Raw genomic sequence first — 14,000 nt, 5'->3', positions numbered from 1 at the left:
CATCGACACCGACTCGCGCCATCCGCGGTGGAATCCGGCCCACATGCCCCAGATCGAGCCGACGACCGCCGAGACGACCACGGCGGCCGCCGCGACACCCAGCGTGGTCCCCGCCGCGGTGATGATGCGGGCGAGCAGGCTGCGACCCAGCGAGTCGCTGCCGAGGACGTACTCCCAGCCGAGCTGGAAGCTGAACGGCGGCATGTTGCGCGCGCCGAGGTCCTGTCGCTGGGCCATCTCGCCGAACAGCGGCGGACCGATGATCGCGGTGAGCACGATGAACGACAGCACGATGGCGGCGGCGGTGGCGACCTTGTCCTTCAGCAGCAGCTGCCAGAGGTTGGCGCGACCCGACGAGCGGGCTCCGCGCGCCTTCTGCGTGAGGACGGTGACGGTCGATGCGTTGTCAGACATTCGTCAGCACCTCTGCCTTCGTGTCGGAGAGTGCCCCGGGACCGCGGCGACGGGCCTTGGCTCCCGAGGTCGGCCGCACGCGGGGATCCAGCAGCGCGTAACCGAGGTCGATGATGATGTTGAGGGCGAAGATCGCCAGAGCGGTGATCAGCACCGCGGCCTGCAGCACCGCGAAGTCGCGCTGCAGGATCGAGTCGATCATGAGCTTGCCGATGCCCGGCCAGCCGAAGATCGACTCCACCACGACCGCGCCGTTGATGAGGCCCACGGTCAGGTCGCCGGCGACGGTCAGGGCGGGTGCTGCGGCGTTGCGCAGCGCGTGCTTCGAGACGATGTGCATCTGGCCGGCGCCGCGACTGCGGGCGACCTGGATGTACGGCTGCCCGAGCACGGTCACCATCGACCCGCGGATCACCTGGGCGAGCACCCCGACCGGTCGCAGCATGAGCGTCGCGACCGGCAGGATCCAGACGAGAGCGCCGGAGGTTCCGGAGGTCGGCAGCCAGCCGAGGGTGATCGCGAAGATCCAGATGCCGAGGATCGCCACCCAGAAGTCGGGCACGCTGGCCGCCGTCATCGAGAAGAAGCTCACGATGCGGTCGGCGATGCCGTTCGGCTTCAGCGACGCCCAGCTGCCGAGCACGATGGCGATGACGATCGCGAGGATCATCGTCGCCGCGGCGAGCTGCAGGGTGGCGGGGAAGGCGCGCAGCGCCATCTCGGCGGCGGGTTCCCCGGTGCGCAGCGACTGACCGAAGTCCAGCTGCAGGACACCGAGGAAGTAGTCGCCCATCTGCTTCCACAGCGGCTGGTCGAAGCCGTTGCGCGCGGCGAAGTCCTCGCGCATCTGGTCGGTGGCGTTCAGCGGAAGGTACAGCTGCGACGGATCGCCGGTGAGACGGGCGAGCACGAAGACACCCAGTACGACGGCGATCAGCGGCAGCGCGCTCTGCAGGATCCGTTTTCTCAGGTAGGTCCACATGGTCGCCCGCCTCTCACTCTCGCTCGCGGTCAGCCCGCGAGCGAGACCTCCTTGATGCGCAGCTCGTCGCCGGTCGACGAGTTGGGCTCGTACGTCACGCGGTCGGCGAGACCGAGCATGACCGTCTGGTGCGCGATCGGGGCGAGGGCCACGACGTTCTCGCGCTCGTAGGCGAACACGTCCTCGTAGGCCGCCTGACGCTCATCGCCGGTCAGGGTGCGGGCCGTGTTGATGAGCTCGTCCAGACCCGGGTCGCCGAACTCGGCCTGCGCACCGCCCGTGAGCATGTACTGCTCGACCGTGAACTGCGCGTCACCCGCCTGGTTGCCGTGCTGGATGAGCATCGAGATGGGGCCCTCGTTCGTGACGAACGGGCTCAGCTGGTACTGCAGGTGCTGCGTGGTGTCGACCATGCGGAGCTCGACGTTGAGGCCGGCGGCGGCGAGCTGCTCGCGCAGGACCTCGCCGAGCTCGCTGACCTTCGGGAACTGCGCGGTGCGCACCGGCATGAGGATCTTCGTGTCCGTCGGGACACCGTCAGCCGCAGCCTCCTCGACGAGGGCCTTCGCCTTCTCGGGGTCGTACTCCCAGGGCTCGAGGTCGGAGTTGAAGCCGACGATGCCCTCGGGGATCAGCTGCGCGGCGACCACGTCGCCGTCGGGGTAGAGGGAGGAGACGATGCCCTCGCGGTCGATCGCGTAGTTGATCGCCTGGCGGATGCGGATGTCGTCGAGCGGCGCCGTCTGCCCGGAGAAGCGCAGTGCGATCGTCTCGTTGTTCGGGTAGCTCACGCCGAAGTCGCCGATGCCGTCCTCGGCGCTGAGGCCGAGGGCGATGTCCGCCTCGCCGCTGGTGATCATCGCGGCACGGACGGTGCCCTCCGACCGCCACTGGTACTCGACCTCGGCGAACTGCGGAGCGTCGCCCCAGTAGTCGTCGTTGCGGTCGAGGGTGAGCTTCGTGCCGGCCTGCCAGTCGCCGATCGCGTAGGGGCCGGTGCCGATGGGCTCGCGCACGAACTCGGTGTTCGAGGTCTCGGGGGAGACGATCTCGATGAACGAGAGCTTCAGCGGGAGGATCGGGTCGGGGCTCGGGGTGGTCACGGTGAGGGTGGTGGCATCGGTGGCGGCGACCTCGAGGTCGTCGTCACCGAAGATGTAGCCCTCGACGTTGCAGCCGAGGTCGCCGTTCACGGCGCGGTCGATCGAGTAGGCGGCCGCTTCGGCGTCGAAGGGGGTGCCGTCCTGGAAGGTCACGTCATCGCGGACGGTGAACGTCCACTCGGTGTCGCCGGTCTGCTCCCACTCGGTGGCGAGCAGCGGCTCGAGCTCTCCGGTCGACGGGTTGCGCTCGACGAGCGGCTCGGTCACCGTGCTGCGCACGACCACACCGGTCGAGGTGAGGTTCGCGTCGCATGCCTCGAGCGTGGGCGGCTCCTGCGTGAGCACGACGCGGAGGGTGTCTTCGGTGCCACCCTCGCCGCCGCCTTGCGACTCCGAGTTCGCGACCGAGCAGGATGCGAGCAGTGCGATCGACGCGATTCCAGCGGTGACGGCGGATGCGCGGGCCGCTCTGCGTCGGGGGAAGAAAGCTTCATCGGTTCCTCCAGGTAGGGGACGGCCGAGGCCCAGAGTGGTCGTCGGCTCGTTCAGAATGTCGCAGACCGCTTCACGAGCGTCAACCGATGCGCGGCACGCATCGGCGGGCGGAACCGGGGCTCGGCGCTCGGCAGCGGTGGAGCGACATGCGGCGATCCGCGGGATTCCGCCGTTCTCGCCCGATGAATACAGCGGACGCATCAATCCATGCAACTTCGCTTATGGAACTGCATCGTTGACGGGTCGTAGTCTCGCGCCATGACGAACATCATCGATGCCCCCTCGCCCGTCGCCCCCGGCTCCGTGGCCCAGGCGGGGCCACTGCTCGACTCTCTCGAGCGGACGCTTCAGGACGAGTACTCCGTGGTGCGTCTTCCCGACGACCTCACGACCCTCGATCCCGCGGATGCCGCGAAGGTGCGCGCCGTCGTCACGAGCGGTCGCAACGGTGTCCCGTCCGCTCTGATGGCCGCGCTCCCGAACCTCGAGATCGTGACCAACTTCGGGGTGGGCTACGACACGACCGATGTGGCGCAGGCGGTCGCACGCGGCATCCAGGTCACCCACACGCCCGATGTGCTCACCGACTGCGTCGCCGATACGGCCCTCGGGCTCATGCTCGACGTGTTCCGACGGTTCGGGGCATCCGAGAGGTTCCTGCGCGAGGGCCGCTGGGAGTCCGGCGGCTTCCCGCTGACGCGTCGGTTCTCGGGCAGCACGGTCGGCGTGCTCGGCCTCGGCCGCATCGGGCAGGCGATCGCCCGGCGCGCGGCAGCATTCGACGCGACGATCCTCTACACGACCCGCCGCCCGGTCGACGGAGTGCCGTGGGAGCACGTGGCCTCCGCCGTCGAACTCGCACGCCGATCGGACGTGCTCGTCATCGCGGTTCCCGGCGGCGCGGCGACCGTGGGGCTCGTGGATGCCGAGGTCATCCGGGCGCTGGGACCGGACGGGTTCCTGGTCAACATCGCCCGCGGCTCGGTCGTCGACGAGGACGCGCTGATCGCCGCTCTCGAGGCCGGTGAGATCGCGGGGGCGGGTCTCGACGTGTTCGCGCAGGAGCCGCACGTGCCCGAGCGGTTGATCCGCGACGATGTCACGCTGCTGCCCCACGTCGGCAGCGGAACGCACGAGACCCGGCGCGACATGCGAGACCTCACGCTGGCGAACCTCCGGGCGTACCTCGCAGGCGAGCCGCTCCCGACGCCGGTGCCGGAGATGTCTGCGCTTTGATGCAGGCGGCGCATTGATCTATCCACCATTTGGTTTGTAGGCGCATCGTTTCCCGCATAGCGTGACGATTGTTCAGATCCGAGCCGGACACCGGCGCGACACCCCAGGAGTGCACCGTGGCACGATTCACGCCCACCGAGCTGGCCGACCACCTTCGCGAAGGTCTCCTCTCGTTCCCCGCGACGGCATTCACGCCGGAGCTCGAGTTCGACGAGAAGCGCTACCGCGAGCACGTCGAGTGGCAGGCCGGATTCGGCGTCGCCGGTCTGTTCGCCGCCGGCGGCACCGGCGAGGGCTTCAGCCTCGATGCCGCAGAGTCGGCCGCGGTCGTCCGCGCGGCCGTGCAGGCGTCCCGACCCGAGGTGCCGGTGCTCGCGTCGGCCGGAGGCTGGACCCGCAATGCGATCGCGAACGCTCGCGCAGCGGAGGAGGCCGGTGCCGAGGGCATCCTCGTGCTGCCCCCGTATCTCACCGAATGCGACCAGCCCGGTCTCGTCGAGCACGTCTCGGCGATCGCCGCAGCGACCCGTCTCGCGATCATCGTCTACAACCGGGGCAACGCGATCTACTCGGCCGAGACGATGGCGATCCTCGCCGACCGACACGAGAACGTCATCGGCTTCAAGGATGCGACGGCCGACATCGAGCACCTCGCCTCGGTCTACGTCCGCAACGGCGAGCGGCTGTTCTACCTGGGCGGGCTGCCGACGGCGGAGACGTATGCGCTGCCGCTGCTGCAGATGGGCATGAGCACCTACTCGTCCGCGATGTTCAACTTCGTTCCCGAGTTCGCCCTCGAGTTCTACCGGGACGTGCGTGCCCAGGACCGAGTCGCGGTGACCGAGAAGCTGGGACGCTTCGTGCTGCCGTACATCGCGATCCGCGATCGGGGCCGCGGCTTCGGCGTCTCGATCGTCAAGGCGGGGCTGCGTCTCACCGGACACGGCGTCGGACCGGTCCGCCCGCCGCTGCACGACCTGTCGGAGCAGGATGACGCCGACCTCCTGCAGCTTCTCGACCGCGCCGGGCTGCTCGAGTCCGTCCCCGTCTGATCCTCACCATCCCCACCCTCGACTCAAGGAGAGTGACATGACCGTTCCCGTCCTCACCGGGCATTCCTCGATCGCCGGACGCTCCGTCGCCGGCACCGGCTCGGCACTGCACGCCATCGCGCCCGACACCGACGAGCAGCTCGACCCGCCCTACTCGCAGATCGACGTCGACCAGCTCCGCGAGGCGACGGCGGCCGCCGCCGAGGCGTTCGTGACGTTCTCGCGCCTCGAGCCCGAGGCCCACGCAGCCTTCCTCGAGACGGTCGCGGAGGAGATCGAGGCGATCGGCGACACGCTGATCGAACGGGCGATGCAGGAGACCGGGTTGCCGCAGGCGCGTCTTCTCGGGGAGCGTGCGCGCACCACCGGGCAGCTGCGGCTGTTCGCCGAGGTCGTCCGAGCCGGCGAGCACCGAGGCGTGCGCATCGATCCGGCGCAGCCCGACCGCACGCCGGTGCCCCGCGTCGACATCCGTCAGCGCAAGATCCCTCTCGGGCCGGTGGCGGTGTTCGGGGCGTCGAACTTCCCGTTCGCGTTCTCCACCGCCGGCGGAGACACCGCATCCGCCCTCGCAGCCGGCTGCCCGGTCGTGTTCAAGGCGCACAGCTCGCACCCCGGCACGAGCGAGCTCGTGGCGGCGGCGATCGCGCGTGCCATCGACGCCCATGGACTCCACCCGGGAGTGTTCTCGCACATCTTCGGCCCGGGCCGCAGCGTCGGACAGGCGCTCGTCTCCGACCCCGAGATCCAGGCCGTCGGGTTCACCGGCTCCCGCGAAGGCGGTCTCGCCCTCGTGCGCGCCTCGCAGGCGCGGCCGGTGCCGATCCCCGTCTACGCCGAGATGAGCTCGGTGAACCCCGTGTTCATCCTGCCCGGCGCTCTGCGCGGCGATGTCGGAGCGCTCGCCGCGGGGTACGTGCAGAGCGCGACCGGATCCAGCGGGCAGCTGTGCACGCAGCCCGGAATCGTCTTCGTCCCGCGGGGCGAGCAGGGCGACGCCTTCCTGCAGGCCGTATCCGAGGCGCTGCGCGCGGCCACAGGGCAGACCATGCTCTCCCCGAGCATCGCCGCCGCATGGCGCGAGGGCGTCGAGACGAGGGACGCCAACGCCGAGATCCTCGCGAGGGGATCCGACGGACAGGGTCCGCATGCTCCCGCGCCGGTGATCCACGCGGCCGACCTCGGATCGTTCGAGGAGAACCACGTGCTGCACGAGGAGATCTTCGGTGCGGCATCGCTGGTGGTGCGTTACGGCGATGTCGCCGAGCTGGTGCAGGCGGCGTCGCGTCTGGAGGGTCAGCTGACGGCCACGCTGCAGCTCAGCGCGGACGACAATGAGCTCGCGGCGGCGCTGCTGCCGGTGCTCGAGCGCAAGGTCGGACGCATCCTCGCGAACGGCTGGCCGACCGGGGTCGAGGTCGGGCACGCCATGGTTCACGGCGGACCGTTCCCGGCGACGAGCGACTCGCGCACCACGAGCGTCGGGACCCTCGCGATCGAGCGCTTCCTGCGGCCCGTCGCCTATCAGAACATCCCCGACGAGCTGCTGCCCGAGGCCCTGCGCGACGCCAACCCGTGGCACGTCCCGCGCTTCATCGACGGGCGGCGCGAGGCGTCCGCATGAGCGCCGTTCCCACCGTCGACAGAGTCGAGGTCGTTCCGGTCGCCGGCCACGACTCGATGCTGTTGAACCTCTCGGGCGCGCACGGGCCGTTCTTCACCCGCAACATCGTCATCGTGACGGATTCGGACGGACGCGAGGGTCTCGGCGAGGTCCCCGGCGGAGAGCCGATCCGCCGCACCATCACCGAGGCCGGCGAGATGCTCTCGGGTCAGCCGGTCGGCCGCTACCGTTCGCTGCTGCGGTCGATCGCTACGCGCTTCGCCGATCGCGACGCCGGTGGCCGCGGGCTGCAGACGTTCGACCTGCGCACCACCGTGCACGCCGTCACCGGCATCGAGTCGGCGCTTCTCGACCTCCATGCGCAGCACCTCGGCGTGCCGGTCGCCGAACTGCTCGGCGACGGTCATCAGCGCGACAGCGTGCCGATGCTGGGCTATCTGTTCTTCGTCGGCGATGCCGACAGGACCGACCTCCCCTATCTGCGCGAGAGCGGCGACAGCTGGGAGAGCGTGCGACGCGAAGAGGCGATGACGGCCGAGGGCGTCGTGCGCCTGGCCGAAGCCGCCCAGCAGCGCTACGGATTCTCGGACTTCAAGCTCAAGGGCGGCGTGCTCGACGGCGAGATCGAGGCCGACGTCGTGACCGCCCTCGCCCAGCGCTTTCCCGAGGCGCGCATCACGCTCGACCCGAACGGCGGGTGGCTGCTGGAGGATGCGGTGCGCATCGGTCGACGACTGCGCGACGTGCTCGCCTACGCCGAGGACCCCTGCGGCGCCGAGGGCCGGTTCTCGGGCCGAGAGGTGATGGCGGAGTTCCGGCGGCGCACCGGACTGCGGACCGCGACGAACATGATCGCGACCGACTGGCGCGAGATGGCGCATGCGATCCGATCGGATGCCGTCGACATCCCGCTCGCGGACCCGCACTTCTGGACCATGGCAGGGTCGGTGCGCGTCGCGCAGCTGTGCAACGACTTCGACCTCACATGGGGCTCGCACTCGAACAACCACTTCGACATCTCGCTGGCGATGTTCACGCAGGTCGGTGCCGCCGCGCCCGGCGAGATCACGGCACTCGACACGCACTGGATCTGGCAGGACGGTCAGCAGCTGACGGTCGATGCGCCGCAGATCCGCGACGGCGCGGTGCGCGTGCCCGACCGGCCGGGACTCGGTGTGACGATCGACCGCGTGCGGCTCGCCGAGGCCCACGAGCTGTATGTCGAGCACGGGCTCGGCGCCCGCGACGACGCGATCGGCATGCAGTACCTCGTGCCGGACTGGCAGTTCGACAGCAAGCGGCCCGCCCTCGTGCGGTGAGGCGCACCCGGGTGAATCGCTACTCGAACCCGCCGGTGAGCCGTCCCCGCATCCGCTGACTGCTCTCGTTCATCCCGACGATCTCGACGCTCTTGCCGAGCGCTGCGTACTTCGTCTCGATCGCATCCAGGGCGGCGACGGTCGACGCATCCCAGATGTGCGATCCCGACAGGTCGATCACGACGTGCTCGGGGTCGTCGGGGTACTCGAAGAGCGTGGTCAGGTCATTGCTCGAGGCGAAGAACAGCTCGCCGTTCACGACGTAGCGCGCGACGTCGCCCGAGACCGAGCGGTCGACCGAGCGGTCGACCGACACGAAGTGCGCCACGCGGCGCACGAACAGCACGGATGCGACCAGCACCCCGCCGACGACGCCGACCGCGAGGTTGTGGGTGAGGAGCACGAGCACGACGGTCGCCACCATCACGAAGGTCTCGCTCTTCGGCATCCGCTTGAGGGTCGACGGCTTCACGCTGTGCCAGTCGAAGGCGCCGATCGCGACCATGATCATCACGGCGACGAGCGCGGCCATGGGGATCGTGCCGACGAAGTCGCCGAACACGACGACCAGCAGGAACAGGAAGATGCCGGCGCAGAACGTCGAGATGCGGGTGCGTGCCCCGGATGCCTTGACGCCGATCATGGTCTGGCCGATCACCGCGCATCCGCCCATGCCGCCGAAGATTCCGGAGAGCATGTTCGCCACGCCCTGCGCCCACGACTCGCGCGTCTTGTTCGAGTGGGTGTCGGTGATCTCGTCGACGAGCTTGGCGGTGAGCAGTGACTCCATGAGCCCGACCAGCGCGACCCCGAGGGCGAACGGAGCGATGATCGTGAACGTCTCCCAGGTGAGCGGAACGTTCGGGATGAACAGCTCGGGAAGGCTCTTCGGCAACTCGCCCTGATCGCCGACCGTCGGCACGGTGATCGCGAACGCCAGCACGACACCGGTCACGATGATCACCGACACGAGTGGCGCCGGCACGACCCGGGTGATCCTCGGCATCACGATCATCACGACGATCCCCAGTGCGACCAGCGGATACACCAGCCACGGCACATCGATCAGCTGCGGGAACTGCGAGCTGAACACGAAGATCGCGAGCGCGTTCACGAACCCGACCATGACGCTGCGTGGGATGAATCGCATCAGCTTCGCGACGCCCAGCACCCCGAGGAGCACCTGGAAGATGCCCGCGAGGATCACGGTCGCGATGAAGTAGTCCATCCCGTAGGTCGGAGCGACCGGTGCGATCACGAGCGCGACGGCTCCGGTCGCCGCGGTCACCATCGCGGGGCGCCCGCCGAGGAACGCGATCGACACCGCCATGATGAACGACGAGAACAGCCCCACCTTCGGGTCGACGCCCGCGATCACCGAGAACGCGATCGCCTCGGGGATCAGCGCGAGACCCACGACCAGGCCCGCGAGCACCTCGCGCGTCAGCATCCGCGGACTCTTCAGCGCCTGGAGGACAGTGGGATTCGCCCGATAGCGGGCGCGATCGTCGACCGCGAGTGCAGACATGGGGATGCTCCAGAGAAGGTGCCCGGGGATGGGGCAGACGTTCCAGCGTAAGACCTCGGTCTCGATGCGGAGGATTTCTGCAGTACGGAGGGCGGATGCCGGGAATCGGCCCTCCGCATCGAGGATCCCCTCCCGATCGGTGGTGTCGCGGGAGGGTGGCGAGATCGCGAGGTCATTGCGAGCAGGTATCTGCGTGTTATGTGCAGCAGTATGACAAGGGCTGGGCGCGTTCGGATTGTCAGTATGCTCCGAGATTTTGCGCGTACCCGGTCTCGGGCGGATACTCATCCCATCCGCGCCGCCCTTCTCGGCCGGGGAATCGACATGCACAGCACCCCTGTTCTCGCCCCTGACACGACCATCGCCATCGTCGGCGCCGGTCGTCTCGGCGGCGTTCTCGCCCGGGCCCTGCGTGCAGCGGGCTTCGGCGTCCTCGGGCCGCTTCGTCGCGACGACCGGAGGCCGGATGCCGATATCGCGCTGCTCTGCGTTCCCGATTCGGCGATCGCGGCGGTGGCCTTCGCCGCGCGACCGCATGCTCGACTCGTCGCGCACGTCTCAGGTGCGACGCCGCTCGCCGACGTCGACTTCAGCATCCACCCGCTGCAGACCTTCACCGGCACCGAGACGCCCGAGGTCTTCCGCGGAATCGGCGTCGCGGTCGACGGCCGCACATCCGAGGCGCTCGCGGTGGCCGAGCAGCTCGCCGCAGCGCTCGGTGCGACACCCTTCCGCGTCGACGACGCCCACCGCGCGGAGTATCACGCGGCCGCATCCTTCGCCTCGAACTTCGTGCTCACGGTGCTCGACGCCGCCGAGCGCCTCGCGGCTCCCTCCGGGCTGGATCGCCCCCACCTCGCACCGCTCGTGCAGCAGACGGTCGACAACTGGGTGGCATCCGGCGCGGCATCCGCCCTCACCGGTCCGATCGCTCGCGGCGACGAGGCGACCGTCGCGCGGCAGCGCGCAGCATCCGCCGACGTCGCCGACCTCTTCGACGCACTCGCCGCCGCCACCCGAGCGGTCGCCGACAGAAAGCCCCGGTCATGAGAATCCTCCGTACGATCGCCGAGGTGCGCACCGCGGTTCGAGACGCCCGCGGTGACGGCGGGACTGTCGGGCTCGTCCCGACCATGGGCGCCTTCCACGAGGGGCACCTCTCGCTCATGCGCGCGGCGAGGGCGCAGAACGACCTCGTCGTCGTCTCGCTCTTCGTCAATCCGACCCAGTTCGCCGCGAACGAAGACCTCAGCACCTACCCGCGCGACGAAGCGCGTGACGCCGCGCTCGCTGAAGCGGAGGGCGTCGACATCCTCTTCGCCCCCGAGCCGGCCGAGATCTACCCCGACGGCTTCGCCACGAACATTCACGTGGCGGGCATCACCGAGGTGCTCGACGGCGCGAGCCGCGGCCCCCACCACTTCGACGGCGTCGCGACCGTCGTCACGAAGCTGTTCGGCATCGTGCAGCCCGACGTCGCGTACTTCGGGCAGAAGGACGCGCAGCAGGTGCTCGTCGTCCGGCGGGTCGTGCGTGACCTGAACCTCGATGTGCGCATCGAGGCGTGCCCCATCGTCCGCGAACCCGACGGACTCGCCATGAGCTCGCGCAACGTGTACCTCGACGCGGATGCTCGCGCCCGGGCGACCGCGCTGAACCGTGCGCTCGACGCGGCGGATGCGGCGCACCGTTCGGGCGACGGGGATGGCGGCGCCATCCTGTCCGCTGCCCGGGATGTTCTCGCCGAGGCGGGAATCGACGTCGAGTACCTGGAACTCCGGGATGCCGAGACGCTTCAGCCCGTCACCCGCATCGACCGCGACGCCCTGCTGCTCGTCGCCGCCCGTGTCGGCGCCGCCCGATTGATCGACAACCACCTGCTGAGAGGGTTCACGCCATGAGCGCCCACGCCGCCCCGACGAAGCGACTGACCCTGCGCGATCTCGACGCCAAGAAGCATGCCGGCGAGCCGATCGTCATGGTCACCGCGTACGACTTCCCGAGTGCGCAGATCGTCGAGGAGGCCGGCGTCGACCTGGTGCTCGTCGGCGATTCGGCCGCGATGACCGTGCTCGGCTACGACAGCACCGTGCCCGTCACGATCGACGAGATGCTGATGCTGACGAAAGCCGTGCGGCGCGGACTCACGAAGCCACTGCTCGTCGGCGACCTGCCCTTCGGTTCGTACGAGGCGTCGGATGAGCTCGCCCTCGCGACCGCGCAGCGCTTCATCAAGGAGGCCGGCGTCGACCTGGTCAAAATCGAGCGCGGCGGCACCACGGTCGACCGCGCCCGAGCGCTCGTGAATGCCGGCATCCCCGTCGTCGGCCATGTCGGGCTCACGCCGCAGACTGCGACCTCGCTCGGCGGATACCGCGCCCAGGGACGCACCGCCGAGGCGGCGCTCGCAGTGATCGATGACGCCCTCGCACTGCAGGATGCCGGAGTTTCGCTGCTCGTGATCGAAGCAGTGCCGTCCGAGGTCACCGCCGCTCTCGCGCCCCTGCTGCGCATTCCGCTGATCGGCATCGGAGCCGGAGCGGATGCCGACGGCCAGGTGCTCGTCTTCCACGACCTGCTCGGCATATACGCCGGCGGGGCCGCCAAGTTCGTCAAGCGCTACGCCGATGTGCGCGGTGTGTCCATCGCGGGGGTCGCGGCCTATGCCGACGAGGTGCGAGGCGGGCAGTACCCGGCGCCCGAGCACGGCTACGGGATGCCCGAGGGCGAGGCCGCGCGACTGCGCGACCTGCTCGCGCGGCGGTAGGTATTGGCCTCCGGGGGCTCGACGCCCGGCATCCAGTGCTGTCCTTCTCGTGCTGGCCATCGTCGATGCGGAGGAGATCTGCGATGCGGAGGGCCGTATCGACGATCCCATCCTCCGGTGCGCTGTTCTCCTCCGCACCGTAGGAGTGCGATGGCTGCCGTGTCGAGGTCTCGAAGCGCGCGCATCACGCATTGTGAAGGAGAAATGCGCTTCCGAAGGAGAGAATCCCGGGATCAGGCCTTCTGAAGCGCAGACCTCCTCCGGTGCGTAGGTGCGTGTGTGTGTGTGTGGGTGCGTGGGTGTGGGTGCCGCGGCGAAAGAGGTCCCCTCACGCCTCCCAGCGCAGGATGTCGCCGGGCTGGCATTCCAGCACTTCGCACAGTGCGTCGAGGGTCGAGAACCGCACGGCTTTCGCCCGCCCGTTCTTCAGCACGGCCAGGTTCGTCGGCGTGATCCCGATGCGCTCGGCCAGCTCGCCGACACCCATCTTGCGTCGCGCCATCATCACGTCGATGTCGACGACGACGGGCATCAGATGACCTCGTTGTCGAGCTCGGACCGCAGCGCCTGCGCCTCGACATCGCGGTCGATCGCCTGCCGCAGCAGCGCCTTCATCACCACGACCAGCAGGGCGACGCCGGCGAGCACCACGCCGGCTCCGCCGATGAGCGCGACGAGACCCGGAGCTGCCGAGCCCGGAGCGAGTATCGCCGCGAGGATCCACAGAAGAGCCGCGGCCACGAGGATCGCGCCGATGATCACGTCGATGTAGCGGAACGACGAGGTCGAGAAGATCGATCCGCGACGCACCTTCGTGAGCAGTAGCCACACGCAGATGCCGAAGACCTGCAGAGTGCCGACCCCGAGGACGACGATCGACACGAAGGCGATCCGTCCCCACAGCTCTTCGTCGGCGAGGTCGAGCCACAGCAGCGGCACGATGAGCGCCTGCACGGCCACGGACCCGACCAGCGCCAGCGCGATCACGACCCGCAGCACGATGATCGTCGACTTCGCCATGACTCCACCTCTCATCGAACAACAGCAGAAATCTATCGTTAATCGTTCGATTCGGCAAGGTGGATGTGCGGGGGCGTGTTCGATGCGGAGGAGATCTACGGAAGGGAGGATCAACTGCGCGAGTTCGTCCTCCGGTGCGCAGATCTCCTCCGCTACGCAGATCTCCGCCGGTGCGCAGATCTCCTCCGGATGCGGGGCCGCGCGCTCGGAAGGAGATCGCGCATAACGAAGGAGATATCGGCGACATCCCTCCTTCGAGGCGAGAGATTTCCCTCGCAGTGGGAGTGGATGCCGGGGCCGCGCGCTCGGAAGGAGATCGCGCATAACGAAGGAGGTGTCGGCGGCATCCGTCCTTCGGGGCGAGAGATCTCCTTCGTACTGGGGGTGGATGCGGGAGGGCAGCGCGCGCTCGGAAGGAGATTGCGGCTACCGAAGGAGGTGTCGCCGTCATACCTCCTTC

Annotated in this window: 12 protein-coding genes and 1 pseudogene; 7 read left to right on the top strand and 6 right to left on the bottom strand. The window is 69.0% G+C overall.

What is annotated here, in order from left to right:
• Positions 1 to 255 precede the first annotated feature (255 nt).
• From ACZZ93_RS09875 to ACZZ93_RS09865, 3 genes and pseudogenes are all read right to left on the bottom strand, one after another.
• Positions 256 to 414: pseudogene (locus ACZZ93_RS09875) on the bottom strand (ABC transporter permease); the annotation flags it as partial.
• Positions 407 to 1,396 (bottom strand): ABC transporter permease, encoded by a 990-nt coding sequence (locus tag ACZZ93_RS09870; RefSeq protein ID WP_463510977.1) that lies wholly within the window; start codon positions 1,394 to 1,396, stop codon positions 407 to 409. The pseudogene ACZZ93_RS09875 and the gene ACZZ93_RS09870, both read right to left, overlap by 8 nt.
• 29 nt (positions 1,397 to 1,425) lie before the next feature.
• Positions 1,426 to 3,195, bottom strand: a complete 1,770-nt coding sequence (locus ACZZ93_RS09865) for an ABC transporter substrate-binding protein (RefSeq protein WP_463510976.1) — start codon at positions 3,193 to 3,195, stop codon at positions 1,426 to 1,428.
• Positions 3,196 to 3,252: 57 nt separating this feature from the next.
• On the opposite strand from ACZZ93_RS09865, the gene ACZZ93_RS09860 reads away from it, so the two are divergent.
• From ACZZ93_RS09860 to ACZZ93_RS09845, 4 genes are all read left to right on the top strand, one after another.
• Positions 3,253 to 4,230, top strand: coding sequence for a 2-hydroxyacid dehydrogenase (locus ACZZ93_RS09860; RefSeq protein ID WP_463510975.1), 978 nt, complete (start codon positions 3,253 to 3,255; stop codon positions 4,228 to 4,230).
• Positions 4,231 to 4,346: 116 nt separating this feature from the next.
• Positions 4,347 to 5,282 (top strand): 5-dehydro-4-deoxyglucarate dehydratase, encoded by a 936-nt coding sequence (locus ACZZ93_RS09855; RefSeq protein ID WP_053098437.1) that lies wholly within the window; start codon positions 4,347 to 4,349, stop codon positions 5,280 to 5,282.
• A gap of 37 nt (positions 5,283 to 5,319) precedes the next feature.
• Positions 5,320 to 6,906, top strand: a complete 1,587-nt coding sequence (locus tag ACZZ93_RS09850; protein ID WP_463510974.1) for an aldehyde dehydrogenase (NADP(+)) — start codon at positions 5,320 to 5,322, stop codon at positions 6,904 to 6,906.
• On the top strand, positions 6,903 to 8,225 hold the full coding sequence (locus tag ACZZ93_RS09845; RefSeq protein WP_463510973.1) for an enolase C-terminal domain-like protein: 1,323 nt from the start codon (positions 6,903 to 6,905) through the stop codon (positions 8,223 to 8,225). The genes ACZZ93_RS09850 and ACZZ93_RS09845 overlap by 4 nt, the downstream gene beginning before the upstream one ends.
• A gap of 19 nt (positions 8,226 to 8,244) precedes the next feature.
• Here ACZZ93_RS09845 and ACZZ93_RS09840 read toward each other — a convergent pair whose 3' ends face one another.
• Complete coding sequence (locus ACZZ93_RS09840; RefSeq protein WP_463510972.1) at positions 8,245 to 9,753, bottom strand: SulP family inorganic anion transporter; 1,509 nt, start codon at positions 9,751 to 9,753, stop codon at positions 8,245 to 8,247.
• A gap of 324 nt (positions 9,754 to 10,077) precedes the next feature.
• Between ACZZ93_RS09840 and ACZZ93_RS09835 the strand changes: the two genes are divergently transcribed.
• The 3 genes from ACZZ93_RS09835 to panB are packed head-to-tail and all read left to right on the top strand — an operon-like array spanning position 10,078 to position 12,520.
• Positions 10,078 to 10,803 carry a DUF2520 domain-containing protein gene (locus ACZZ93_RS09835; protein ID WP_463510971.1) on the top strand — a complete coding sequence of 242 codons (726 nt, stop codon included), beginning with the start codon at positions 10,078 to 10,080 and terminating at the stop codon, positions 10,801 to 10,803.
• Positions 10,800 to 11,654 (top strand): pantoate--beta-alanine ligase, encoded by an 855-nt coding sequence (panC, locus tag ACZZ93_RS09830; protein WP_463510970.1) that lies wholly within the window; start codon positions 10,800 to 10,802, stop codon positions 11,652 to 11,654. Before ACZZ93_RS09835 ends, panC begins: the two co-directional genes overlap by 4 nt.
• Positions 11,651 to 12,520, top strand: a complete 870-nt coding sequence (gene panB / locus ACZZ93_RS09825) for a 3-methyl-2-oxobutanoate hydroxymethyltransferase (protein ID WP_053098442.1) — start codon at positions 11,651 to 11,653, stop codon at positions 12,518 to 12,520. Before panC ends, panB begins: the two co-directional genes overlap by 4 nt.
• Positions 12,521 to 12,848: 328 nt before the next feature.
• On the opposite strand, the gene ACZZ93_RS09820 is transcribed toward panB, so the two are convergent.
• Both ACZZ93_RS09820 and ACZZ93_RS09815 read right to left on the bottom strand, forming a co-directional pair.
• Entirely contained in the window at positions 12,849 to 13,052 is a 204-nt protein-coding gene (locus ACZZ93_RS09820) for a helix-turn-helix domain-containing protein (RefSeq protein ID WP_042540715.1), read from the bottom strand.
• Positions 13,052 to 13,540, bottom strand: a complete 489-nt coding sequence (locus tag ACZZ93_RS09815) for a DUF2975 domain-containing protein (protein ID WP_053098445.1) — start codon at positions 13,538 to 13,540, stop codon at positions 13,052 to 13,054. The genes ACZZ93_RS09820 and ACZZ93_RS09815 overlap by 1 nt, the downstream gene beginning before the upstream one ends.
• Positions 13,541 to 14,000 lie beyond the last annotated feature (460 nt).

The sequence above is a fragment of the Microbacterium sp. AC026 genome, from assembly GCF_979258475.1.
Note: the sequence above shows the minus strand (reverse complement) of the source record. Positions and strands in the feature narration are given on the sequence as shown.